Raw genomic sequence first — 27000 nt, 5'->3', positions numbered from 1 at the left:
GGTTATCAGCCTCGATGGAGCCTGTAGTCACATCAAAACCCTACTTTCAACTGGGCGCTGGCCCCATAACTCAGAGTTTGTCCGGCATCGAAGCCCACGCGCTTTGCCATGGCCAGATAACCGGGGGGGATCGTTACCAGATGCTTCACCTGGACCACATCGCTGCTGACGGGTAGACGGCCACATGACCAAACCGTCGGGTCATTCCACGAACCAGCTTTCACAGTGAACATAGTGGGGCAGGTTGCAGGCGTCTGGAAGGTAACAGAAGTACTAAAGTCAGAACTTTCTGTGCCTGAGCATAGGGTGCGAATCTGCCACTCATACATAGTGCCGCTACTCAGCCCCGTCAGCACCGCAGAACCGGCCCCATTTGTACTCACTAAATCATTGACAACACTCCAGTTCGCTGTGCCTACTACCCGGTAGCGAACCTGCTGGCGTGTTCCGGGGCTGGCATTGTAAAAACTCCAGTTTACCTGAGCGGATGCAACCGTGAGGTTCGTAGTTAGTAAGCTAAAGGGTAAAGTGCAGGGCAATGTGAAAAAAGTACGCACCGAGGAGAAGCCGGAGTAGCTGCCATCGCTGCATCGGGTTCGGACCTGATAATCGTAGCCAAAATTGGTATTTAGGCCGGTGATGGTCACTGAATTGGTGGTCAAACTACTAATCGTCGTTGTCCAGTCGGTCGTACCGGCCACCCGATACTGAACGTCATAAGTAACATCAGCGCCCATCTGGCTCCAGATTATAAACACCGATGTTACCAGAGGGGTGGGGTATAAATTAATCGGAACCGGGCACACTGCCAGGGTCGTGAAGTTAGGCCCCGGCGTATAGGTTGAACTCTGGGTCGGCGAACACACGGTTCTAACCTGCCACTCATAGGTCGTATTGCTGGTTAGCCCCGATAATGTATAGGCCACCGTAGACGTAGTACTGCTGGTAGTGCTGACCGTGAGCCAGTTGGCTGAGCCTACCGGCCGATAGCGAATGTCGTACTGGGTGCCAACATCATTAATTACGTTCCATCTCAATTGGATCGACGTTGGCGTTGCCAACTGAGGAAAGAACGCGTTCGTTGCAACAGTTCTGCAAACGGTTGTGAAACTTTTTAGGGTAGAGTAATCCGAATAAGAACTGGCTGAACAGGCCGTGCGAACCCGCCATTCGTATGGCGTATTATTGGTCAATCCCGCCAGCGTGTACGAACGACTGCTACTATTACCGACGGTATTCCACGCCGTACTGCCAACCGGACGGTATTGCACCTCATAGGCCGTGCCCGGATCGGGAGCGCTGCTAATACTCCAACCCAACGTTGCGCCGGTAGCCGTGGGCGTGTCGGTAAGTCCGGCTGGCATTCGGCAGTTGATGGTGAAGGTAGCGACCGGCGTGTAGTCTGAAAACTCGGTAGCCGTACATCGGCTCCTGAGCTGCCATTCGTAAGTTGTGTTATTGGTCAGACCAGTTAACGTGTAGGTTGAATTAGAGGAAGAACCCATCAGATTACCAATGGTTATCCAGCCAGGGGTGCCCACCACCCGATAGCGAAGTTCAGTTGTTCGGTCCGGATCGTTGAACGTGGCATACCAGTAAAACTGGGCGGATGCCCCTCCAACATTGCTCGTACCGGCGAACTGTGGAACCTGACAGGCAAGCGTTGTGAACGTCTGTGGGTTAGTAAAAGTTGAGCTAACGGTAGGTGAGCAAACGCCCTGCACCTGCCATTCATAAGCTGTCTGAGAAGACAGTCCGGTTAGCGAATACGACGTGCTGGTTATGTTGTTGACAACGTTCACCGGAGTAGTGCCAACCACCCGCCAGCGCAGAGAATAGGTTTGACCACTGAAACCGCTCCAGGATAGCGACGCCGAGGTGCGGGAAATGGAGGTGCTATTGGGAGAGGATGGCGTTGGGCAGACATAAACGGGAAGGACTAAACTTAGGTTGCCTGTCGTCGTATTAGAGGGGCGGATACGATAATAATACTGGCTGCCCAGTGCAACCCGTGTATCTGTAAAAGTGGTTACATTAGGAGCCACCCCACCAACCGCTACATACCCTTCATTGGGCGAGGTAGAGCGTTCAATGAAGTAGCCCATTTCGTTGTTAGCATTGTCCTGCCAGGTCAGCACGACGGAAAGGCCATTCAGGCTGTTCGCCAGATTGGTAGGGGGCGTTACATTGGTAGCCGGGGCATCGAGTGTATATGTTGTATGGCTTTGGCGTAATGCTAAACCTTGCTGTATTCGGTCGTACTGACCTGGTGTAAAGTCGCTTGGGCAACCAGGATATACATAGTACGACATAATATTTGTTGTTGATGGATTGAAGGGTTCCCCGTTGGCATCGCGTGGGGTGCTGGTAGGGTCATATTGTGGGCAACCTTGATTGATAAAATTAATACCCGGAACGTTATAGGGATCAGCAGGCGTATCACAAACAAAGTCTCCGGCTGAGTTGCAGTTAGCACCTGCTCCGCGCGTGACTAATTCGTCGGTTAGCATCGTGCCAATTCCGTAGCCCCAGGTATGGAGAAGCCCCCAGGTATGGCCTAATTCATGCGGAATCGTATAAGAGCCGAGGAATTGTTTGACATGATTGGCATTATCTACCACGATGATTGACCGGGTTGAATTTGGATTATCCGCCGGGAAGTCTGCTAGTCCTGAAAAACCCTCTACTATCGTATGGACATAATATTGATTTAATGCATTAGTAACATTATAGCCGTTTATGGGCGAGTTTTCACTGAAATTTTCGTAAAGTCCGTCGTTATCTATATAATTAGGGATGATACCAGCAAAGTAATATTGAATTCCCGATCCATTCAGTAAAAAGTAACGGTTCGTAGCTGCCATTACTTCATTTAAGCTGGATAATTCAAACCCCCCCGTACCATCGCTCCGGCGAATGATGTGTGGGCGAATAGGTACATAGGTAATGTCTGTGAAAGCCCTTCTGGCAGCCATTTTGCGTTTGAGAGCCAGAACAATCTGTTTACGAAGGTCTTCGGCCTGGGCCGGTGTCAGGTCTTGTGTACCGCAAACAGGTTGATCAGGCCGGGAAGGCGTCTGAGCATATAATGGCCGGTAGAGTGCCAGCAGCAAAAGCCAACCTATCAGTAAATGCCTATATGATAGTTGCATCTTTCCTATAAATAGTAAGACAAATCAACTATTTATCCAGCAAAATTCTATCCATATAGGCAAATACCACTACAGAAATCGTGGGCAAGCCAATAGATTTTATTATTCGGTAGGGTCTGCCTACTATTTACGCCTGTAAAAAGACAGATTGTTTATAACCTACTTCGTTCTTCTAAGGCGATTCGGGTCAAATCAACCGTGTTTTTGACGCCCGCTTTTCGCAGAATACTCGCCCGTTGGTTGGCTACGGTGTTGGGGCTGATGCCGAAGCGATCAGCTATTTCGGGGCTGCTCATGCCTTCCATCAGGCAGGTCAGGATTTGGGCTTCGCGGGAGGTGATTTTATTCCAGATAGAGGGTTTTTGTGAAACGGCCGTTTTTAGGTCTTTCCGCTGGGTATTGTTTGGTAAAACTAAGTGCTGGATAATCACCGAAGACGCATTGGGCGGATAGTATAATTCGCCATCGACCACCGTGCGAACGGCCCGTAATATTTCTTCCTGATTGGTATCCTTCAGCAAATACCCGGCGGCTCCGTTCTGAACGGCTTTCAAAATATAATCCGGGTTGTTGTGCATACTGAACATCAGCGTTCTGACCTTCGGATACTGCTGTGAGATAACCTTCAGCGCGTCAATACCCGACATGCGGGGCATCGTGATATCTAATAATAAAACGTCCGTCTGAATGCCCGAAAGCAGGGCAATGGCTTCGTCGCCATCGGCGGCCTCGCCCACGATTTGCATATCGGATTCGTCTTCCAGTAACGTCCGAATCCCTTTTCTAACCACAGAATGGTCGTCGGCAATAAGAATTCGTATCGACATAGCTATTGAGCGTTATCTGGCAACTGAACACACACCCGAACGGCTGTGCCTTTTTTAGGTTTGGAGGTAATCGTTAAGTCGCCGTTGAGCAACCGCGCACGGGTTCGCATATTTTCAAGGCCATTCACAACCGATACCGGGTTCTGGTTCTGCCGATTCGTTTTCAGCGTAAATCCTCGCCCATCGTCTTCAACCGATAGTGAAAGTGTATGATTCTCCTGGGTCAACTCAATGCGTATGGCCTGAGCCTCAGCGTATTTCACCGCGTTGTTCAGGGCTTCCTGCGCGATGCGGTATAAGCCAATTTCCATTGCCGGGCTGACCCGGGCAGAGTCGCGGTTGCCCTCAAACACAATAGTTATACCCGACGAGCGGCTTGTTTGTTCGGCCAGCAATTGCAACGTGGCCCCCAACCCGAAATCGCTTAGCGTCGACGGCATCAGATTGTAGGATACCTGCCGGGTTGTCTGAATAATATCAGCAATCAACTCGCAGAGTTCGGCAAATCGCTGCCGTTGTTTCTCGTCGGCCAATGACATGGATTTCAGCTTTTCGGCATGAAGTTTCAGGCCGGTCAGCATTTGCCCGATGCCGTCGTGCAGTTCGCGGGCAAAGCGTCGTCGTTCTTCTTCCTGACCTTCCAGCAAAGCCGCCGAACGGACCAGGTCTTCGGCGAGTTTTAGCTGGTATTTTTCTTCCGTTGTGCGAACAAGTTCCTGCTGCGTATCAAGGAGTTTACGATTGGCGAAGGCCAGGCTTTCATTGGTGGCTTCTAAGGCCCGGTTTGTGATTTCCAGCCGATTATTTACCTGCTGCAATGAATTTTCTGATTTGGCTAATCGGCGAATGATGGTTTTTGTGTGCGCGACAACGGGCCGAAAAATAAATAAACCTTCAACCAGCAGGGTTAATACAGTAGCAACGGTTAATAGCCATTCTATTCGCTCAAGGTGTTCTACCTGTTCAAAGCTTTCGGTGTCGAACTGAAAAACGATGTCGTTCATCTGCTGCAAAAAGGAAACCTCATCCCGCAGGATAACCCCAAGTGCATCTTTTTTTTCAGCCAGCAGCGTATTGGCGCTATTGATGTGTGTAAACCCCTGATAGATAGACTGAAACACCGGTTCAATGTGCGTAAACATGCTATCTAACCGAGGACTTTTCCGCACGGTATACGGCTTCTCCATTTGAAGTCTGCCAGTCCGCAACTGAATGTGGCTCTCGCTCCAGGTGTGCAGCAACGAGTCGAACGAAACGGTATCAGCCGCCGATAGTCCCTCCATTCGCAACAAGGCAAGTTTCGTTAGCCGCTGACTCAGCATTCGCTGGCGTCCCGCCACATTCACCACCCGGCTATCGTCGTAGTGATTCTGGAGAGTACGTTTGATGAACAGAAGTCCACTTAACGACAACACGGCAACGACCGTGAGGGCTATCACGTAAAACCGGGTTAATCGGCGGGCTACCTGCTGATCGAGTTGCTTCATCATACTCCAATATACACCATTCCGTCGGTTACTTTAACTGGGAAAGTAGTAATCTGATAACCATCATCGTTGAGGCATTGACCTGTTTTAAGGGAGAAAGTTTTTTTGTGGAACGGACAGGCCACCTTAGGCTCGTCGCCCTGGCTGCCAATCATGCCCCGCGCGAGGGCCATCTGCTGGCGGTGTGGGCACTCGTTGTCGGTTGCGTACCACTCGCCCCGGCGAGCAAAGTTAAAAATGGCAATCTGCCGACCGCCAAGCAGTACACAGGCTCCCCCGTCTTCGGGAATATGGTCGGTCCGGCAGGCTGCGTGCCAGGTAATTTCGTCTTTTTTGATTGAGAGCGTTTCCATTGGTTGTATAGTAGTTTTGTTAATTAACCCTCACCCCCAGGGAGAGGGGCCGGGGGTGAGGGGAAGTTTACACCCACTCCTTCGCTCGTTTCTGGTCGCGTAGCCGCTCGAATTGAACGGTTGGGTCTTTTTGTTCGGGGGCGTTCACGAAATGAGCGAACCGTTGGCGGAGGTCGGGATTCTCCACTACTTCGGTCCATTCGCATGTAAACGTATCTACCAACCGCTGCATGTCGGCTTCCAGGTCGGTAGCAATACCCAGCACATCATCCACGACAACCGCTTTGAGGTAGGTCATGCCGCCCTCCATTTTGTTCAGCCAGGTTGCCGTGCGGGTGAGCGGGTCGGCGGTTTTGATGTAGAACATCAGAAACCGGTCGATGTAGCGAATGCAGGTGTCTTTGTCTACGTCGGAAGCCAGCAACTGCGCGTGCTGGGGTTTTATGCCACCGTTGCCGCACACATATAGGTTCCAGCCCTTTTCCGTAGCGATGATGCCAAAATCCTTACTCTGCGCTTCGGCGCACTCGCGGGTGCAACCCGATACACCCGACTTGATTTTATGTGGCGACCGAACGCCTTTGTACCGTTCCTCCACCTCGATGGCGAACGAAACTGAATCCTGCACGCCATAGCGGCACCAGGTGCTGCCCACACAGCTTTTCACCGTCCGCAATGATTTTCCGTAGGCATGACCGCTCTCAAATCCGGCCGCAATCAACTCTTCCCAGATTATAGGCAAATCGCCAACGTGGGCACCAAACAAATCAATGCGCTGACCGCCCGTGATTTTGGTGTATAGCCCGTATTTCTTCGCCACCTGCCCCAGTACTATCAGTTTGTCGGGGGTGATTTCACCGCCCGGAATGCGTGGCACGACAGAATAGGTACCACCCTTCTGAATGTTGGCCAGAAAGCGGTCGTTAGAATCCTGGATGGTAGCCCGGCCTTTTTCCAGAATGTTTTCATTCCAGAGACTGGCCAGAATCGACCCTACAGCAGGCTTACAAACTTCGCAGCCGTCGCCTTTGCCGCACCGGTCGAGCACGGCGCTGTACATTTTCAGACCGTTAATTTTCACTAAGTCCAGCAATTCCTGGCGGGTGTACTCGAAGTGTTCGCAGAGTATGTTACGGACGTAGATGCCCTGCTGTTTCATCACGCCCTGAATCAGGTCTTTCACCATCGGCGTGCAACCTCCGCAGCCCGTGCAGGCTTTCGTCACTTTTTTGAGCGCATCAACCGTGGTATGCCCGTTTTCGCCGATTTCGTGGCAGAGCATGGCTTTTGTGATGGCTTCGCAGGAGCAGATGAGCGCGTCGTCGGGCAGGCCCATAACCCCCGCACCCGATTCTTCGCCCCCCGGTCCGGCGTTTCCGCGTGAGCCTAATATCAGGTCTTCGGGGTCGGGCGGGAGGATGGTCCTGTTCTTGCAGGTTTGCAGCAGCATGTTATACTGCTCGGCATCGCCCACCAGAATTCCACCCAGTAGCTCTTTTCCATCTGCCGACACGTTAATTCGTTTATAAACTCCCTTTGCCCTGTTTTCGTAGACGATTGTGCGGCAGGCCGGTTCAGTTGCAAACGGGTCGCCAAACGAGCCGACGTCAGTGCCGATTAGCTTCAGTTTCGTGGACATGTCGTAAGGCTTGAACTCTTTCTGATGACCTATAAGCCGCGACGCCACGACTTCGGCCATTTCGTAGCCGGGAGCCACCAGCCCATAAATCATGTGGTGGGCTACGGCACATTCGCCAATAGCGAAAATGGCCGGGTCGGATGTTTGCAGGAAGTTATCCACCAGAATGCCCCCGCGCGGGTGCGTGTCTAAACCCGCCGACTTCGCTAATTCATCGCGCGGACGAATGCCCGCCGAAATCACCAGCATATCAACGGCCAAGTGCGACCCGTCGGTGAACTGAAGCCCGGTAATGGCATCGTCGCCAGTGATTTCCTGGGTGCTTTTCGACAGGTGAATATTCAGTTTGAGGGATTCTAATTGCCGTTGCAAAACACCCGAACCTGCCTCGTCAATTTGCCGGGGCATCAGGCGAGGAGCAAATTCCACCACATGGGCTTCTTCCATACCTAAATCCAGCAACGCTTTGGCGGCTTCCAGCCCCAGCAAACCGCCCCCCAGCACGGCTCCCCGGCGGGCCTTACGCGCATACGATTGAATAAGTTCAAGGTCTTCGATGGTGCGATAAACAAAGACCCCGTCTTTTTCGACACCGGCTACCGGGGGTACAAACGCGCCTGAACCGGTGGCCAGTATTAAATAGTCATACGGCACCACGACACCATGATGCGACCGGACCTCCTTCCGCTTCCGGTCAACATCCACTACCGGGTCGGTGAGGTAGAGTGTGATGTTGTTTTCAGCATACCATTCGATAGGCGCCAGCGTCAGGTCATCGGCTGTTTTGCCATCAAAATAGGCACTTAGGTGAACGCGGTCGTAGGCTACACGCGGTTCTTCCCCGAAAACCGTCAGCGAAAATCGCGGTTCATTTTTTTCTTTGGCGATTAATTTCTCGCAGAACTTGTAGCCTACCATGCCGTTGCCAATGACGATGACCCGCTTGTTTGTGTTTGTGTTCATAGTTGATAATAACTATACTGATAAAACAAACCTGTTTTTAAATTGAACTATTTTTAGAATAACCCCCGTATGTTCTAAAATAGCGACCATCAAATTTAAACTGATTTTTGATAAAAACATAGAATAATGTTTCAAGTAAGTTAAATTTTAATCTTAATTTTGTTGTAAAGCTATTGTTTTTCCAAATTATGACTTTACTTTTGACCCATTCGATTGACTATTTGGATTTTCCGGATATAGTACTATTCAACTATTTGTCACTAACTAACGAAAGCGATGCAGCCAAAGCTAACACTCGTGGGGGCGGGTCCCGGCGACGGCGAATTGATTACCTTAAAAGGAATCAGAACGCTTCGGCAGGCCGACGTTGTTTTATACGACGACCTGGCCAATAACAGCCTGCTGGAGTTCGCTCCCGAACGTGCCCTGAAAATGTACGTAGGCAAACGGGCAGGCCGGGCATCGTTCACGCAGGAGGAAATCAACGACCTAATTGTTCGGCTGGCGCAGGAGCACGGTCACGTGGTGCGGCTGAAAGGGGGCGACCCGTATGTGTTCGGGCGGGGGTACGAAGAATATGAATACGTGCGGCAATACGGCATTGCGTGTGAGGTAGTGCCGGGCGTATCGAGTTGCATTGCGGTACCCGCTTCGCAGGGCATTCCCGTCACGAGCCGGGGCATCAGCGAGAGCTTCTGGGTCATCACCGGCACCACCCGTACTGGCGACCTGGCCGACGACATGCGCTTAGCCGTTCAGGCGAAGGCAACGGTGGTGGTGCTGATGGGGATGAGCAAATTAAGCGAAATATGCACCCTCTACTGCCAGGCCGGACGCGGTCAGTTACCGATGGCGGTGGTGCAGAACGGAACGCGTGCTGATGAACAGTGCGTGGTTGGCCAGGTCTGGAATATTCCGCAGTTGGTGGCCGAGCAGGGCGTGGGGGCGCCCGCTGTGCTCATCATCGGCGAGGTCGTGACGCTGCATCCGTCGTATTTGGCGGAGTGTTTGCGCGGGGCGGCAGTGGCTGGTTAGTTTGAGGTTTGTAGTTTTTGGTATTCGGTTTACGGTCGGTTGTATCCTCGGTCTGTGTCCTCACAGACCGCATTGTGGGGTATCTTGCTGACGCCAGAGCGGTCTGTGTCCTCACAGACCGAGGATACAACTGACGCGTCAGCTACTCTCGCGTCAGCCAACTACAAACCTCAAACTAAAAACAAAAAAAGCCGATCCGGTGTGGGGGCACCTTTGGACCGGCTAAAACAGGGTTGTTTATGCGAAAAACACAAACGCTTCAAAGAAAATGAAAAAAAATCCGTAAAGCAAATACGCTTTCTCCCGCCGTAGGGCAGGGTGTTGTTCCAAACATCCGAATCCGATTCGCCCAACGCCTGCTTCTCCGTTCGCTAACTGCCTGACTTGTACCACCCTTGCGTGGGTTGGGAGTGCTGTGTGTCAACGCCATTCATTTTCTCTTTTTACTCCATTAACAGGATGAAATCTTACCGCACGAGACTATCGCTTTTGAGTCTGTTCCTACTGGGTTTACTGCCGCAGGTCAACGCGCAGTTCTCCTTAATCGGTCAGCTTCGTACCCGTACCGAATTGCGAAACGGACTCGGTAATCTGGCCCCGAAAGATGCGCCTGCCGCGTTTTTTACTTCGCAGCGCACCCGGCTCACGTTTGGCTACAAATGGGACCGGGTCCAGTTTCAGACGGCCGTTCAGGATGTTCGGGTGTGGGGACAGGATGCCGCCACCATCAATAACGCCGACGGAAACCGCTTGATGGTGCACGAAGCCTGGGCCGAAATTACGCTCGCCAACAGTGCCGATACGACGATTAAATTCAGGGCGATTCAGAACCTGTCGCTCAAAATTGGCCGGCAGGAACTGGTTTATGATGATGTACGGCTACTGGGCAATCTCGACTGGCTCCAGCAGGGCCGTCGGTTCGATGCAGCTTTGCTCAAAGGGCAACACCTCGGCTGGGCCTTTGATTTAGGTGTGGGTTTTAATCAGAACAACGACGCATTCGGAACGGTGGGTGATTATTACACGGCTGGTAACGCGCCTGCTTCGGCCCTGTCCAGCAAAAACGTGACGCTGGCCATTCCGGCTGGTTTTCTGCCCACGTTGGGGAAGGGCGGTGCGCCAGTGTTGGCTACGCCCCTGAGCACCAACGGTCAGAATCAGCAGTTCAAGTCGTTTCAGATGGCTTACCTGACGCGCAAATTCAACCAGACAAAGTTCTCGGCTCTGTTCTTTAAAGACGATTTTCAAAAGTACCGGGTCGATTCGCTCGGCAGTGCAACGGCGGGTTACGTATATGGGCGACGTTATGACGTTTCCGGTACGAATTCGCGGCTGACCTATGGGGCCATGCTGACGGGTCAGTTGGGCAACGCGTCGGCTAAATCGGGCAAGGTGCAGTGGCAGGCGTTTGCCTATGGACAGAGTGGCAAAGACCGCGACGGGCTGACCATCAAAAAAGCCTACCACTACGGCGGTAACGTACTATTTCAGAAGGGGTTATTCAGCGCGGGGCCGGGCTATGAGGTGCTGTCGGGCAACAATGCAACGACCATTCAACCGGGCGAAACCAGCCGGTTCGACCCGCTCTATGGCACACCGCATCGGCATTGGGGCTACATGGACTATTTCTACGTCGGAACGGGGTCGCCCGCCGGGGGTTTGCAGGATGCGTTCCTGAAGTTCAAATACGCCGGAACCCGCCTGACAACGACCTTCGATGTGCATTACTTCGCGCTGGCGAACACCACGCTGAATAAACTCCCCGATGCCCCCGCCGGTGCACACATAAACGCTAAACTGGGGATGGAGTACGACTTCATTGCGACCTACGCGCTCAATAAATTCACCAGTCTGGAGTTCGGCTATGCCATCATGAACGGCACCAACAGCCTCGAATACGCCAAGCAGGGGACCATGAACGAGAAGAGCAGGATTGGCACCTGGTCGTACCTGATGATTAACATCCGCCCCGATTTCTTCTCCGCAAAACCAGCTACTAAATAACCCAAACCTAACTGACTATTCGTTCACGCATTTTCTAAACACATACAACCATGAATCTAACGAATAATAAACCACTCGAAAGTCTCAACATCTTCAGTTTCAGGGGCATTCAGATGCGGACCTTCCACATCACGTGGTTCACCTTTTTTGTCTGTTTCTTCGGCTGGTTTGGGCTGGCTCCGCTGATGCCCGCCATCCGCGCCGACCTCAACCTCACCAAACCCGAAGTCGGAAACACCATCATTGCGGCCGTGTCGGCCACGATTCTGGCCCGGCTCGTTATTGGTAAACTATGCGATACGTGGGGACCGCGCAAAACCTATACCGCCCTGCTTGTGATTGGTTCGCTGCCAGTGATGTTTGTTGGGCTGGCCCATGATTACACCACGTTTTTGCTGTTTCGACTGGCCATTGGCGTTATCGGTGCTTCGTTCGTGATTACGCAGTTTCACACGTCCATCATGTTCGCGCCGAAAATCAAAGGCACGGCCAATGCGGTTGCTGGTGGCTGGGGAAACCTCGGCGGGGGCATCACGCAGTTGGCGATGCCCCTCATCATGGCGGCTATCGTTGGCTTCGGCTACACCAAGCCCGAAGCATGGCGGCTGGCGATGATTGTGCCGGGCGTACTAATGCTCGTTATGGCCTATGTCTATTACCGGTTTACGCAGGATACCCCAACTGGCAATTATAACCAGATTGAACGTTCCGTTTCCTCGGGTGAGAAAATGAGCTTTTGGAAAGCCTGCGCCGACATCCGCGTGTGGGCGCTGGCCCTGGCCTATGCCTGTTGCTTCGGGATGGAAATCACCTTCGATGGGGTGGCTGCGCTTTACTTCTTCGACAACTTCAAGATGGAGCAAACCGAAGCAGGTTTCTGGGCCATGCTGTTCGGCTTCATGAACATTTTCGCCCGTGCCCTCGGCGGCATCGTGGCCGATAAAGTGGGCAACAAATATGGTATGCGGGGCAAAGGGATTCTGCTGGCGTCTCTGCTGCTGATGGAAGGTCTCGGTATTATTTTGTTCGCACAATCGGGTAATCTGCCAATGGCCATTATGTCCATGCTTGTGTTCGCGCTATTCCTGAAAATGTCGAACGGCAGTACGTATGCCATCGTACCCTTTGTGAACCCGAAGGCGGTGGGCGTCATTTCGGGGGTTGTGGGCGCAGGCGGCAATGTGGGCGGGATGCTCATGGGCTTTCTGTTCAAGTCACAATCCATCTCCTACGGTCAGGCGTTCCTGTATATTGGTGGCTGCGTGGCAATTATCGGACTGCTCCTGTTCTTAGTGAATTTCAACAAAGCGGTGGTTGTTGAACCGGCGGAAGCTGAATTGCAAACAGCTTAAATAGAACGCTGATTTTTATGATTCTTAAGATTGGTAATGATTTTTACGGTCGTTGGCGAATACTTTGCGTTTTTGTTGCGGTTCGCGACCAAAGTTGAGCAATAAGCCAACTTCAATGGTGGTGGCTTTAAGGTAGTTAGTGAGCTGGGCTTCATGCTCAGGCACTAACCCATCTGCGGCTTTCAATTCGACAATAATACAGTTATCGATAATCAAATCAGCGTAATATAGCCCTACCTTCTCTTGGTCATAATACACATCAATGGGTTGTTGTGCAATACAGGTTAAACCCACCTTACGGAGTTCAATACACATGGCATTTTCATAGACTTTTTCCAGGAAACCATATCCTAAGGTGTTGTACACTTTGTAAAAACACTTTAAAATCAACTGTGTAATATCGGAGTGCTGATAATTGGTATTCATGGTCGTTACGGTACTTAATAAACCATAAAAGTATCTTAATAATCATAAAAATCAGCCGGTCCGCCGGTGCGGTTCTATTGATTCATTAAAAAGTCATGACTCATCAAACGACCTGTTGTTATTGTGGTGTTGGCTGTGGAATCGTGGTCAAACAGGAGTCGAATGGGCGGTTGACCGTTGAGGGTGATGCGCAGCACCCGTCGAACCGGGGGATGCTTTGCTCGAAGGGGATGAATCTGCATTATACCGTCATGGACCAGTCCGACCGGCTGCTGTACCCGCAAATGCGGCTCAACCGGAATATGCCCATGCAACGGGTGAGTTGGGATGCCGCGCTGGAGCGCACAGCCGCCGTTTTCAAGACGTTTATTCAGAAATACGGTCCCGATTCCGTCGCGTTTTACGTGTCGGGGCAGTGTTTGACGGAAGAGTATTATTTAGTCAATAAACTCATCAAAGGGTTCATTGGCTCCAACAACATCGACACCAATTCGCGGCTGTGCATGAGTTCGGCCGTGGTGGGGTATAAACTGTCGCTGGGCGAAGATTCGGTGCCGGTTTGCTACGACGATATCGAAGAAGCCGACGTTTTTCTGGTGCAGGGCGCCAATCCGGCCTGGTGCCATCCCATTCTCTGGCGCCGGATTGAGGCCCATAAAGCGGCTAACCCGAATGTTAAAATCATCTGCGTCGACCCCCGCAAAACCGATACCGCCCGCTCGTCGGACCTGCATCTGCCCATCCGCCCCGGCACCGATATTGTGCTGAACAACGCCATCGGGCGGCTGCTGATTGAGAACGGCGACATCGACGTTGATTTCATTACGAACCACGCCGACGGATTTGTAGCGTACCGGGAGCAGGTCATGCAGCGCACCATTGCCGAAGCCGCTGAGCTATGCGGCATTTCGCCCGAAAGTATTCAGCAAACCGCCGACTGGATTGGTCGCTCGAAGGGGTTTCTGTCGCTCTGGACGATGGGCCTGAATCAGTCGGTTATTGGCGTCAACAAGAATCTGGCACTCATTAATCTACACCTGATTACGGGGCAAATTGGCAAACCGGGCAGCGGACCGTTCTCGCTCACGGGTCAGCCCAACGCGATGGGTGGCCGAGAAACGGGCGGCCTGGCGAACGTTCTGCCCGCCCACCGCGACGTGACCAATGCCACCCACCGTGCCGAAGTCGAAGCGTTCTGGAACAGCCCGGTCAAGATTGCCGCCAAACCCGGCCTGACCGCCACCGAAATGTTCGAGGCATTAGCCGACGACCGCTTGAAAGCCATCTGGATTATCAATACCAATCCGCTGGTGAGTATGCCGGATGCCAATGCTGTCGAAGGCGCGTTGAAAAACGCCCGGTTTGTGGTCGTGCAGGACGTATCGAACCGGGCTGATACGGTGCAGTTTGCCGATGTGGTATTGCCCGCTGCGGCCTGGCTCGAAAAAGACGGCACCATGACCAACGCCGAACGCCGGATTGCCTACCTCCCCAAAGTCATCGACGCCCCCGGTGAGGCCCTGCCCGACTCAGAAATCATCTGGCGGTTTGCCCGGAAAATGGGTTTTGGCGATGAATTTAAATACAGCAGTGCATCAGAAGTATACGACGAATACGCCCGAATCACTGCCGGAACAAACGTCGATATAACGGGCGTGAGTTATGAGCTATTGAAGGAAAAACGCACCATACAGTGGCCTTTTTCAGTGAACAGTAAGCAGTTAACAGTGAACAGTGAAGACGGGTCTGCAACGGGCACGAACCACAAACTACAAACTACAAACCACAAACCACAAACCGGCACGAAGAGGCTCTTCACCGACCATCAGTTTTATACGGCCAACGGTCGTGCCCAGATTCACGCGCTGCCCGACGAAAACACCTCCGAACCGACGGACGACGATTTTTCGCTTGTGCTGACGACTGGCCGCATCCGTGACCAGTGGCACACCATGACCAAAACGGGGCGGGTGGCCAAACTCAATCAGCATAGCCCACAGCCGTTCCTGCAAATCCACCCCAACGATGCCAAAGCGCGTGGCATTCAGGACGGGCAATTGGTGGAAGTGCGGGGTAGGCGAGGGGAGGTTCGGGTGAAAGCGCAACTCACCGACGATGTGCGCTCTGGACTGTGCTTTTTGCCCATGCACTGGGGTAAAATGCTGGGTAGCAATCTGAACCGGGCTAATAACTTGACCAATTCCCTGGTTGACCCGCGCTCGAAAGAGCCGGATTTTAAGTTTTCGGCGGTAGAGGTTGTGCCGTATCGGAAGCCAGTCGAGAAAATTATTATCATCGGGGCTGGTTCGGCGGGATTGGGCTTCATCAATGCGTATCGGACGTTAAATTCTGACGACGAAATTCACGTCTTCTCCAAAGAGATTTACCCGTTCTACAACCGGGTGCTGCTGCCCGATTACATCAGCGGGGCGCAGTCGTGGGAACAACTCGTGAAACTGCGCGAGGAGCAATTTGAGGAGGCCAACATCATCGTCCACAAGGGCATTGGTATCGCGCACATCGACCGGCACGCTAAAGTCGTAACGGATACCAACGGCGTTGAACATCAGTACGATAAAATTCTGCTCGGCACGGGCAGTAGCGCCTTCATGCCCAAAGGCATACCCCGTTTGCCGGGCATTTTCAACATGCGCTCGCGGCTCGACGCCGATTCGCTCATGCCGTTTTTAAATCAGCAGGACCCCCACACCGGAACGCCGGCCGCCGTCATTGTAGGCGGTGGGTTGCTTGGGCTGGAATTAGCGGCTTCATTGCGGCAGATTGGCGTTCGGGTAACGATTATTCAGCGGGTAGGTCGGTTCATGGAACGTCAGCTCGACCCGTTAGCCAGCGAATTGCTGTATCAGGAACTGCTCGACCGGGGCATCGACGTGTATTTCAACGAAGAAGTGCAAACGTTCATGGGCACCGACCGGGTGGAGGGCGTTCAGTTGAATTCGGGTCGAAAAATTGCCTGTCAGGCGGTCGTTATCGCTATCGGAACCGTGCCAACCATCGACCTCGCCCGCGACGCCGGACTGACCTGCAACCGGGGGGTGGTCGTGAACGACTACCTGCAAACCTCCGACCCCGACATTTTCGCGGCTGGCGAGGTGGCGCAGTGGAACGGACAGCTATGGGGCATTACCCTTGCCGCCGAGCAACAGGCCGACGTAGCCGCTCGCTTCATTGCTGGCGATATTTCGCAGCCGTACCGGGGCAGTTTATCCATCAGCATCCTGAAAATGGAGGGACTGCACCTGTGCAGCATGGGCCTGACCGAAGTGCCCGACAACGCCGGAAACGACTACGAGGAAATTATCTTTATCGACAAGTCGAAGCGGTACTACAAAAAGTGCATCGTGCAGGGCGATAAGCTCGTGGGTGCAATTCTGGTCGGTGATAAAAACGAGTTTGCCGAATTTCGCGAACTGATTGCCAACGGCGCTGAACTGTCTGAGAAACGCCTTCAACTCCTGCGGGCCAGCAAAAAAGTGGACCCCGTAGCGGGCAAGTTAGTTTGCTCCTGCAATACCGTCGGGCAGGGAAATCTGGAGCGGGCCATTCAGGCCGGATGCACTGATTTTCAGCAACTCTGCCAGCAGACCGGCGCCGGAACGGGTTGTGGCTCGTGCAGGCCGGAGGTGCGGAGTATTTTGGAGAAAATGCGTGAAATTGTAATAGTGAGTTGATTTTTAGTAGCCCACAGTTTTAACTGTGGGAATACGAAATTGAGAACATATCCCCTGACCTGAACCGTTTCAACGGTTTTTGAATCGGGCAAAATAAACCGTTGAAACGGTTACGGGTCTGCAAGCCGTATTCTGTATAAATCCACAGTTAAAACTGTGGGCTGATAGCTTAAAACCATGCGCGACTATTACACCCTGAAAATTAACATGCCCGGCGGCATTATGTCGCCCGGTGCGTTGCAGCAGGTGCTATCGCTGGCTCACGAAGCACAGGTTCGGAACGTGCGGTTTGGGGCGCGGCAGCAACTGCTGATGACGGTGCATTATGAGACTATGCGCTCGTTCGAAAAAGACCTGAAACAGCAGTTGGTGGCTTATGAAGTCAATACAGAGAAGCACCCGAATATCATCAGTTCGTATTGTGGCGAAGACGTGTTTCGGACGGGCGCGTGGCTGCGCGAAAGCGAATACCACACCGTACTCGACCAGTTTGATTATGAACCCCGGCTAAAAATAAATCTGTCCGATTCGAACCAGAGTTTCACGCCGTTTTTCACCGGTAACCTGAATTTCATTGCCTCGCCCGAACCGCATTTCTGGTATCTCTACGTCCGACCGAAGCAGACGAATACCGTTTTTCGGTGGCCGGACTTAATTTACACGAACGACGTTGGTCGGCTCGCCAAAGCCGTTGACGAAGCAATGGTAGACACAGGGCATCGGGATGAAGCATCACTTTATGAAGCCGTTACGCTGGGTCAGACCTTCATCACACAACTGGCCACGCGGGACGTTGAATTACCCGAATTTTCGCTGCCCTATTACGAAGGCTTCAACCGCTACGGGCAGCGGTCGTGGCTGGGTTTGTATCGTCGGGATGAACAATTTTCGATAGCATTTTTGCTGGACGTATGCGCCCTGTGCCTGAAAACACGCGTCGGCGAGTTATGCGTGACGCCCTGGAAATCACTTATTATCAAGGGTATTGAAGAAAAAGATAGAGCCTCCTGGTCGTATGTGCTGGGTAAACACAACATCAATGTGCGCCACGCGGCCAACGAATTAGCCTGGCAGACCGAAGACCATACCGACGAAGGAACGCAACTCAAAAACTATGTGCTGCGGTATTTTGCCAAAAACGACACCCGCACCTTTGGCTTGTGTTTCGGCATTCAAACACGCCCAAAATCGGAAGTGTTTGGCTCGGTGCTCATCCGCAAACGCCCACTGCTCCAGCTTGGTCAACTGGCGTTGTTCAGTGTCTACGATGTGTATTTCACCGAAAACTTCAACCCGAATAGTCGGGTTTATGGCTTATTTGAAAAGGGCTTGTTTAAACTGCACTTGCCCAATCAGCTAAACCGCCTGTGTCGGAAATTCAACGCCCGGCGTGCGTTTGAAACCGCTGAAACCGTGCGACCTGATACCGAAAAATCGGAACCGGCTCAGCCGGGCCTGTCGCTGGTACACCAATGCCCGCACTGCTTCACGGTATATGACGAACAGCACGGCGATGCCCGGCGTGGCATTCCGGCGGGCATCGCTTTCCAGAACCTACCCGACGACTATACCTGCTCAACCTGCGACACACTGAAAGCCGAGATGGTGGAGGTAAATTTAGAGGGTAGTATTGCGGGCTAAAAAAAATAGCATTTGTGGATAACCTTGGTTATTCGGTGGCGATACATAGAGAAAGCGACCTTCATTTCGCTTTCTCTACCCTCAAATTCTACTGCTATGAAAACGTTCGTCGCCCCTCTATTCAGTCTTATCTTATTCGTACTTGGCCTGGAACTGAAGTCCCAGGCCAGCCAGCACAGCAACCAGCAGCGGATTGATTCGCTAAAAATCGGCCAGAAATACTACGACCGAGGGAGCAGGGAGTTGCAGGCTGGCCACTACCTTAAAGCCCTTGAAACCTTTAACCAGGTAATTGCCTTAGTCCCCGGTTGTGCTATGGCCTATAATATGCGGGCAATCGCTAACATTCAATTAGGGGATTACCCCAAAGGGATAGAAGACTTTGACCAGGCTATTCAACTTGATTCGACCAGGCCCCTGCCCTACGCCAATCGGGGCTATTTTCACTTGTTGCTGGGCAATCATGACCAGGCGTTGGCAGATGTCGAGCAGGCTATACAACTGGATTCAGCCTGTGCCCTGACCTATCATAACCGAGGCTTAATCCGGGCAAATCAGGAAGCCTACTCAGAAGCTCTCCAGGACTTTGATCGAGCCATTAAATTTTCTCCTAAACAAGCCGATATGTACTGTAGCCGGGGCTCAGCGCAGTATCGTCTGGGTAATCACGTGGAAGCTATCCAGGATTTCGACAAGGCTATCCAACTACAACCAACCCATTCCATGGCTTATAACAACCGGGGTTCGGCTAAGGCAGAACGGGGCGATTATCTCGAAGCCCAGCAAGACTTTGAGCGGGCCGTTCAACTGGATCCCAGGAATAAAATGGCCCATAACAATCGGGATTTAATCAGGGAAAAATTGCGGGAACAGCAACAAGACGACGAGAATATAGTGTATATACCTGCAACGGCACCCAAAAAGTAGGAACCCAAGAAGGTTACGAAATATTACAAATTCCTAAGCCAGCGTTCGCGCAGTTGATTTTGCTGTACAGTTGCCTGTGAATCAGGCTCAAACGAATAGCGTTTGACATCGTCAATCTCCTGCATTGTCGGCTTTACCGTCACCAACTGCCCGTTGCGCCGAACCGTTAATTCATAGGTATCACCCGACTTCAGGCCACTAATGAGTCCTCTCACGGTAGACAATGTTGACGGGTTTACAGGCTGCTGATTGAAGCTAAGCACTTCGTCATTGTCCTGTAAACCGGCCAGCCGTAATGGTTCGCTCACCTGTCTGAGTCGAATCGTATCCCTGACCGGAGTCATCCGCATACCGAGTGAGGGGAGCTTCCTGCCTGTTGTGGCGGCAGGGTTGTAGTTGATGCCCAATTTGCCGTAGTATTCCTGCAAGGGCAAAGGTTCTGCATTTTTAATGTACCGGGCGAAGAAATCGGCGATTTCAGGATACGTTTTCTGCGTGAAAATGGTAAAGAACTCATTCTCCGGGAACGGACGGTTAGGGCCGTAGGTGGCCGCTAAGTCATTGATCACTTCGCGCAGTCCACGCTGACCGCCCGATAATTCCAGCAGCCGAATATCGAGCAGAGCCGCTACCAGCGCTCCCCGGTGGTAGATGTTCACGTACTGTTTCTGGCCCTCCGGCGTGTAGCACGTCATGGCCAGTCTGGATAAGCTGTAGGTTGTGTCTAACTGCTTGTCCACCTGTACTTTCTGGCTCAACTCTTCGCAATATTCAGGTAAGTCAATAAGGCCACCCCGCAGGCGCATCATGCCGTTGGCCCATTCGGTCACGCCTTCGTAGAGCCATAAATGTTCCGAGGGCGTGGGCGTAACAAAGTTGAACTGCTGAATCAGTTCGCTATGAATGTTGAGGGGCGTTACGACATGGAAAAATTCGTGGGCGGCAATATTGGTCGCGCGGGCGGCTAAACTGGCCGAAAAAGGTTCTTCTTTAAAGATATACTCCGAACTGTAGGAGTGCTCCCAGGCACCCCAGGATTCATCCTCAAAGTGGTATAAAAACGCATACCGCTTAACGGGTAATTGCTTCAGAAACTGCCCGGCCGCATTGAGCATGGCCTGCATCCCATCGAGCAATTGCTGGGAAGTTACCTGGTCGGTTTTTGAGTAGGTGAACATCTCAATAGCGGCTCCGCCAACGGTGGTTTGAGCGCGCGTCAGGCGGCCCAGCAAAATGGGTGAATCTACAATACGGTCGTAATTATCAGCTAAGTAATAGCCGTTGGCGTTTTTGTCTAACGCTGTGCCAACAACCCACTCAGCCGGGTAATTTAGCTTCACCATCAGCGGAGATGCCTGCATACCGGCGGGAAAGCCAAATACACCCTGACCGTTAATCAGCACATGGTCTTGTTCGATGGATGTACCGCACATCCGATAGATAACGTCTTTCTCGACGCGCGTATCCCAGGTTTCGGCAATCTGGTACCGAATCTGACGCACCTGTTCAGGCTGCTGAATTTTCCATTGGTTGGTCGACACATGCTCGGTTTTCAGCTCGCGTCCTTTTTTATCAAATGCCTGAAATGAGCGGACAAATCGCCCCACGTCCATCACCTGATAGGTGCCGGGGGCAGTGGCGGCAAACTGGTAAATGGCGTTCTCCGGCTTTAATCCTTCCACGTGCAGTGTAACCTTAAACTGGTCGTCGGCGCGGTCGTTCAGGTTGACTTCATAAACGAGTGGGGCAGATGGGGCGGCCCAAACGGTTGCCGCTACTAAGCTGAGCACTAAACTAAAAAAAGTGTATTTTTTCATGGAACTGAAGAGCGACAAGCGTCATCCGCCGTGTTACCAGGCTACGGGGTAAACAAAACTATAAACGACCTGGCGTAGATACCAGTAAAAACAGGACAACAGGCAGAAAACCGTGATTTGTGGATGCGCCGAAAAAGTGCTATCCTTAAGGTATGACCCCACATACCGACGACCTCAAACAGCAAATTGAACGCATCCTGCACTGGGAGCAATCGTCGCACTGGCGGCTGCGTGACTTTGCACACCTGAGCAAGTTGATTTTTAAACGCACGCACCAGCAAGTAGATGAACGTGACCTACAGGCATTCTGGCAATCGTCTGTGGTTCCCTGCCGGTCGTTTCTGGATGCCCTTGCTCACTTCGCCGATTACGTGGACTGGGCCGATTTCTGCGCTCGGAACTTCTACGGCGAAGTCGAAGCAGACCACGAGACACAAGGGCTTCATGCGCCTATGTGGGAAATTCCAATGCGCTGGGTAATTCTTATCTGCTGGTTCTCCGTCGTTGCGTCTATAGTCATTGCTGTTTTGTTACTCTGGAAACGATAAACGATTCAGCTTTTCCAATCGTTATTGTTCTGTATTCGTAATCAGTTTTCATTCAACATTTTTGTCATGCTGACGAAGGAAGCATGACAAAAAACAACCCTATTCCAACGACCGTATGGTACGTTTTTCGCTCTCACTAAGTTTATTATTCAGCGCTTCATTCGTGCTGGCACAACCTGCCCGCACCGGCGCATCCAAACCTCAATCATCTGCAAATCATCAGGCTGTCACCACGCAGACCGCAACGCCTAATCTCAACACGCCTATCCCGCTCGACCCCGCCGTTAAGGTTGGCAAACTGCCAAATGGGTTGACCTATTACATCCGCAAAAATGCCGAACCAAAGAACCGTGCTGAACTTCGGTTAGTGATTCGGGCGGGGTCGGTGCTGGAAACGGATAACCAGCAGGGACTGGCGCACTTCATGGAACACATGGCGTTTAATGGTACGAAGAATTTCCCGAAAAACGAATTAGTTAACTTTCTGCAATCGGCGGGCGTTCGGTTCGGGGCTGATTTGAATGCCTATACCGGCTTCGATGAAACGGTCTATCAATTGCCAGTGCCGACCGATTCGGCGCGACTCTTTGAGCGGGCCTTTCAGATTCTGGAAGACTGGGCACACAACGCCACCATCGACCCGGTGGAGGTGAATAAGGAGCGGGGTGTTGTGCTGGAAGAACGACGGTCCGGGCGCGGAGCGGGTCAGCGGATGCGTGACCAGTATTTTCCGGCTTTGCTGAACAACTCACAGTACGCCAACCGATTGCCTATTGGTACGGAGCCGGTCCTGACGACCTTTAAAACCGAAACCCTGCGTCAGTTTTATCAGGACTGGTACCGGCCCGATTTGATGGCTGTTATTGCCGTTGGTGATTTCGATATGAAGCAGGTAGAGGAGATTATTCGTGAAAAATTCAGCCGCATCCCGGTTGTCAAAACCCCAAAGCCACGGGTTGATTATAAAATTCCTGCTCACAAAGATACCAAAGTCGTTATCGTGACTGACCCTGAGCAACCCAACACGGTTGTGCAGGTGATTTACAAACGGCCCGAAATCAAGGAAAAAAACCTGAATGACCTGCGGGAGAGCATCAAGCGGGGTCTATTCAACACCATGCTCGGCAACCGGATTCAGGAACTGACGCAACGCGCCGACCCACCGTTTCTGGGCGGCTACAGCAATTACAGCGCCTTCCTGGGGAATCTCGATGCCTTCACCTCCATCGCCGTTGCGAAAGAAGGGAATGTTGAAAAAGCAATTCGGGCGGTGCTCGATGAGAATGCCCGTGTGAAACAGTTTGGCTTTACGCCGACTGAACTGGCCCGCGCCAAGCAGGAATTTATGACCAATGTGGAGCAGGCCTACAGCGAACGTGACAAAATCCGCTCAGCTAATTTTGTGAACGAATACGTGCAGAATTTTACGGATAAGGCCCCATACACCAGCATTGATTTCTACTACAATTTCCTGAAAAAAGAGCAGGATGGCATCAAGCTGAACGAAGTCAACGCGCTGGTCGACCTGTTCATCCACAACGAAAACCGGGCCGTTATTGTCATGGCGCCCGAAAAGGACAAAGCAAAACTCCCCACCGTTGAGCAAATTATTGGCTACATCGACAACGCTGGCAAGGGTCTGACGGCTTACGAAGACAAAACCCTCAATAGTCCGCTGCTGGCAAAACAGCCAATCGGTTCGCCCGTGGTTAACGAGAAGAAAATCAACGACATCGGCGTAACCGAGTGGACGCTTAAAAATGGCGTTCGGGTGGTGCTGAAACCAACCGATTTCAAAAACGACCAGATTCTGTTTTCGGCGAATAGTTTCGGGGGCACTTCGCTCTATGACCTCAAGGATTTTCAGTCGGCACGCTTTTCATCGACCCTCACCTCAATGGGCGGCACGGGCGACTACAACCAGATTCAGTTGGGTAAATTCCTGTCGGGCAAGCAGGTGAGCGTGTTCCCATATGTGGGTGAGTTGAGCGAGGGCATCAACGGCAGCGCAGCTCCAAAAGATTTGGAAACGGCCCTGCAACTGCTGTACAGCTATTTTACACAGCCCCGAAAAGATGCCGACGTTGTAAAGGGCTTTTTGTCGAATCAGCGTAGTACGCTGCAAAATCGAATCAATACGCCCACGCCACAGGGCGTATTTCAGGATACCGTGACGGTTACGCTGGGCAATAACAACCCACGTCGGCAACCGCTCAAACCCGACGATTTGGACAAAGTCGACCTCGACCGGGCCGTGCAAATCTACCAGGAACGTTTCGCCAATGCGGGCGACTTCACGTTCTATTTTGTTGGTAATTTCAAGGAAGACCAACTGAAACCGTTGGTTGAGAAATACCTCGGCGGTTTGCCCGCAACGGATAAAACCGAGAAGTTTACCGACCTCGGCATTCGAATTCCAGCCGGACAAATCAACAAGACCGTTTACCGGGGCCTCGACCCAAAAGCCGCCGTGCAGTTGGTTTATAGCGGAGATTTAACGTGGTCGCCCGAAACAACGACGCAACTGGACGCGCTGGGTGAAGTGCTTGAAATTAAGCTCATTGAGAAACTGCGCGAAGAGGAGAGTGGCGTTTACAGCGTTGGGGTCAATGCGGCCTATGCGAAGTATCCGGTACCGCGCTACACCTTCCGCATCAACTTCGGCTGTGGGCCGGAGAACGTTGAAAAGCTTATTGCCAAAACGCAGGAGTTGATTAACGATGTGAAGCAGAAGGGCGCACTTCCTACCGATATTGCCAAGTTTAAAGCCGAAACCCGCCGGGAAACCGAAGTGCAGTTGAAAGACAATCAGTTCTGGTTAGGTTATCTCCAAAACCAATATTATAACGGCGACGCGCCCGACGAAGTCCTGCATGAAACCGAGCAGTTAGCCAACGTGACGGTCGAAAGCACGAAAGCTGCCGCCAACCAGTACTTAGGCCCCAATTATATTCGGCTGGTGCTGATGCCGGAGAAGAAACAGTAACATTAGTCGGTCGTCAATAGTCGCCAGTTTTATAGCAGCGAACGGACAACTATTGACTACCGACTAATTTTAATACATTTACTTAAAAACGCATAAGCGATGGAAAGCACACTGCTCGAAACCCCAGATAAAGAAGCTGTAGTCGGCATTCCGATGTCAAAGCAGCGGTTCCTGAACTGGAACCCTGATGACAGCTTTTTGTATGAATTTGAGAATGGATTGGCTATACCCACCGATGGCATGAAGAATGTTGAACGCCCTATTATTCAGAAGATTTTACGCAAGTTCACGCAGACACACGCTTACCAGCAAATGGGTGAATTACTCCCTGAAACAAAATGCTGGTTAAGCAAGCAACAAATGCGTATTCCCGATGCTGCTTTTTTTACGTCATCTCAAATTCGGGAATCTGGAGCCAATAAGCATCCTATTCCAGCCTTCGTTATCGAAATTATCTCACCTACTGATAAAGTTAAGCCGGTAGAGCAAAAAGTTATCGAGTATTTTGAAGCTGGTGTGCAGGTCGTTTGGCACATCCATCCGGCCCTTCGTATGGTGCGCGTGTTTACCTCGTCCCGGCAGAATATAACTTGTTTTGAAAACGATACCTTCCATGCGGCTCCAGCCATACCCGACCTGCAACTGACTGTCGAAGAGTTATTTACCTTATAGAAAAGATAGGCACTGGACTTGGCAGGAATTCTTTATTTCATAACGGGCGTGTCGGTAACAACCGGGACGCCCGTTTTTTTGATGCCCGCCATACCACCTTCTATGTTTACAATGGTATCAAAACCCCGCGCTTTCAGGATAGAATTGGCCACCATCGACCGGTAGCCTCCTGCACAGTGAACATACACCGGCTCATCACGCCGAATCTCGGCCATGTGCTCGTTCAGATTATCTAAGGGCCGGTTCGTTGCACCCTCAACGTGCTCATCTATAAACTCACTGGCTTTTCGCACATCAATTACGGTTATCGCCGGGTTTTGCTGTCGTCGGTGAGCAAATTCTTCGGCTGAGATAGACTCAATCGTATCTACTTCTTTGCCAGCGTGTTGCCAGGAACTAAATCCACCATCAAGATAACCAATGCACTGATCGTAGCCGACACGGGCCAGCCGAACAATCGTATCTTCCGCTAAACCAACCGGCGTAATAAGCGCAATGGGTTGGGTTAAATCAGGTATAAGCGCCCCCGCCCAAGGCGCAAATTGACCATCCAGACCAATATTTATCGAATTAGGGATAAATCCTTTGGCAAAGTCGGCAGCAGTCCGAACATCCAATACCAATGCCCCCGTTTCGTTCACGGCCATTTCAAAATCATCTGGCAACAGGGCCTGACTCCCGCGCTGAAGCACCTTGTCTAAACTTTCAGAACCTTCCTTGTTGAGCCGGGCGTTTTCAGCAAAGTAAGCCGGAGCCGGGGTTAATCCATCGAGGACTTTGTCAATAAATTCGGCTTTCGATTTAGCCTGGAGCGCGTAGTTGAACCGTTTCTGATTCCCCAATGAATCGGTTGTTTCTTTGCTCATATTTTTGCCACAGGCCGACCCCGCGCCATGAGCCGGATAAACAATAACATCATCAGCTAAGGGCAGAATTTTCGTCTGTAGACTCTCGTAGAGCATACCGGCCAGGTCGCGCTCAGTTAGGTTACCTTTGATGGCCAGGTCGGGTCGGCCAACGTCGCCGATGAAGAGCGTGTCGCCGGTGAAAATTGCGTGGTCTTTTCCGGTTTCGTCGATAAGCAGATACGTTGTTGACTCAGGGGTATGGCCAGGCGTATGAAGGACTTTAATTGTAGTGCTTCCTACGGTAAACGTTTCGCCATCTTTGGCGTGATGAACGGCGTAACTGGTGTTGGCATTTGGGCCATAGACAATAACTGCACCGGTTTTTTGGGCTAAATCCAGATGCCCCGACACAAAATCGGCATGAAAGTGGGTCTCAAAAACGTACTTGATTTTAGCGCCTGCTTTGTGGGCTTTTCGGATATAGGGTGAGGTTTCCCGCAAGGGGTCGATGATGGCCGCTTCGCCTTTGCTCTCAATATAATAGGCTCCCTGCGCCAGACAGCCTGTATACAATTGTTCGATAATCATAAATCATTGTTCCAGGTTTCAAATTTCATGTTCCAGGTTGTTG

17 protein-coding genes are annotated in these 27000 nt (G+C 51.8%); 9 read left to right on the top strand and 8 right to left on the bottom strand.

From position 1 onward, the window contains the following. Positions 1–32: 32 nt before the first annotated feature. The 5 genes from ACYVI1_RS27515 to nirB form a co-directional block, all read right to left on the bottom strand. The gene (locus ACYVI1_RS27515; RefSeq protein ID WP_460914438.1) at positions 33–3152 is read right to left on the bottom strand and encodes a fibronectin type III domain-containing protein; all 3120 of its coding nucleotides are present in this window, start codon (positions 3150–3152) and stop codon (positions 33–35) included. Positions 3153–3304: 152 nt separating this feature from the next. After that, entirely contained in the window at positions 3305–3979 is a 675-nt protein-coding gene (locus ACYVI1_RS27510) for a response regulator transcription factor (RefSeq protein WP_460914437.1), read from the bottom strand. Between the two features lie 2 nt (positions 3980–3981). Then, positions 3982–5466 carry an ATP-binding protein gene (locus ACYVI1_RS27505; protein WP_460914570.1) on the bottom strand — a complete coding sequence of 495 codons (1485 nt, stop codon included), beginning with the start codon at positions 5464–5466 and terminating at the stop codon, positions 3982–3984. Continuing rightward, positions 5466–5819 (bottom strand): nitrite reductase small subunit NirD, encoded by a 354-nt coding sequence (gene nirD, locus ACYVI1_RS27500; protein WP_460914436.1) that lies wholly within the window; start codon positions 5817–5819, stop codon positions 5466–5468. Before nirD ends, ACYVI1_RS27505 begins: the two co-directional genes overlap by 1 nt. Positions 5820–5886: 67 nt before the next feature. Beyond that, a complete protein-coding gene (nirB, locus tag ACYVI1_RS27495) occupies positions 5887–8421 on the bottom strand; it encodes a nitrite reductase large subunit NirB (protein ID WP_460914435.1) in 2535 nt (844 codons plus the stop codon). Positions 8422–8697: 276 nt separating this feature from the next. Between nirB and cobA the strand changes: the two genes are divergently transcribed. The 3 genes from cobA (at position 8698) to ACYVI1_RS27480 (ending at position 12812) form a co-directional block, all read left to right on the top strand. Beyond that, entirely contained in the window at positions 8698–9456 is a 759-nt protein-coding gene (gene cobA / locus ACYVI1_RS27490) for a uroporphyrinogen-III C-methyltransferase (RefSeq protein ID WP_460914434.1), read from the top strand. A gap of 459 nt (positions 9457–9915) precedes the next feature. Continuing rightward, positions 9916–11460 carry an alginate export family protein gene (locus tag ACYVI1_RS27485; RefSeq protein WP_460914433.1) on the top strand — a complete coding sequence of 515 codons (1545 nt, stop codon included), beginning with the start codon at positions 9916–9918 and terminating at the stop codon, positions 11458–11460. Between the two features lie 50 nt (positions 11461–11510). Beyond that, entirely contained in the window at positions 11511–12812 is a 1302-nt protein-coding gene (locus ACYVI1_RS27480) for a NarK family nitrate/nitrite MFS transporter (RefSeq protein WP_460914432.1), read from the top strand. A 24-nt stretch (positions 12813–12836) separates the two neighbouring features. Here ACYVI1_RS27480 and ACYVI1_RS27475 read toward each other — a convergent pair whose 3' ends face one another. Next, positions 12837–13238 carry a GxxExxY protein gene (locus tag ACYVI1_RS27475; protein ID WP_460914431.1) on the bottom strand — a complete coding sequence of 134 codons (402 nt, stop codon included), beginning with the start codon at positions 13236–13238 and terminating at the stop codon, positions 12837–12839. A gap of 95 nt (positions 13239–13333) precedes the next feature. Here ACYVI1_RS27475 and ACYVI1_RS27470 point away from each other — a divergent pair, with 95 nt between their 5' ends. From ACYVI1_RS27470 to ACYVI1_RS27460, 3 genes are all read left to right on the top strand, one after another. Next, a complete protein-coding gene (locus ACYVI1_RS27470; protein ID WP_460914429.1) occupies positions 13334–16930 on the top strand; it encodes a molybdopterin-dependent oxidoreductase in 3597 nt (1198 codons plus the stop codon). Between the two features lie 177 nt (positions 16931–17107). Then, positions 17108–18571 (top strand): rubredoxin, encoded by a 1464-nt coding sequence (locus ACYVI1_RS27465; protein ID WP_460914427.1) that lies wholly within the window; start codon positions 17108–17110, stop codon positions 18569–18571. Positions 18572–18667: 96 nt separating this feature from the next. Beyond that, the gene (locus tag ACYVI1_RS27460) at positions 18668–19498 is read left to right on the top strand and encodes a tetratricopeptide repeat protein (protein ID WP_460914426.1); all 831 of its coding nucleotides are present in this window, start codon (positions 18668–18670) and stop codon (positions 19496–19498) included. Positions 19499–19521: 23 nt separating this feature from the next. Here ACYVI1_RS27460 and ACYVI1_RS27455 read toward each other — a convergent pair whose 3' ends face one another. Beyond that, positions 19522–21315: a M61 family metallopeptidase gene (locus tag ACYVI1_RS27455; RefSeq protein ID WP_460914425.1), complete on the bottom strand. Its 1794-nt coding sequence runs from the start codon at positions 21313–21315 to the stop codon at positions 19522–19524. A gap of 152 nt (positions 21316–21467) precedes the next feature. On the opposite strand from ACYVI1_RS27455, the gene ACYVI1_RS27450 reads away from it, so the two are divergent. From ACYVI1_RS27450 to ACYVI1_RS27440, 3 genes are all read left to right on the top strand, one after another. Further along, entirely contained in the window at positions 21468–21863 is a 396-nt protein-coding gene (locus ACYVI1_RS27450) for a hypothetical protein (protein ID WP_460914424.1), read from the top strand. Between the two features lie 115 nt (positions 21864–21978). Next, positions 21979–24849, top strand: coding sequence for a M16 family metallopeptidase (locus tag ACYVI1_RS27445; RefSeq protein ID WP_460914423.1), 2871 nt, complete (start codon positions 21979–21981; stop codon positions 24847–24849). Between the two features lie 99 nt (positions 24850–24948). Further along, the gene (locus ACYVI1_RS27440; RefSeq protein ID WP_460914421.1) at positions 24949–25521 is read left to right on the top strand and encodes a Uma2 family endonuclease; all 573 of its coding nucleotides are present in this window, start codon (positions 24949–24951) and stop codon (positions 25519–25521) included. A 32-nt stretch (positions 25522–25553) separates the two neighbouring features. On the opposite strand, the gene ACYVI1_RS27435 is transcribed toward ACYVI1_RS27440, so the two are convergent. Continuing rightward, a complete protein-coding gene (locus ACYVI1_RS27435) occupies positions 25554–26957 on the bottom strand; it encodes an MBL fold metallo-hydrolase (RefSeq protein WP_460914420.1) in 1404 nt (467 codons plus the stop codon). Between the last annotated feature and the right edge of the window lie 43 nt (positions 26958–27000).

It is taken from the genome of Spirosoma areae (genome assembly GCF_054781775.1).
Note: the sequence above shows the minus strand (reverse complement) of the source record. Positions and strands in the feature narration are given on the sequence as shown.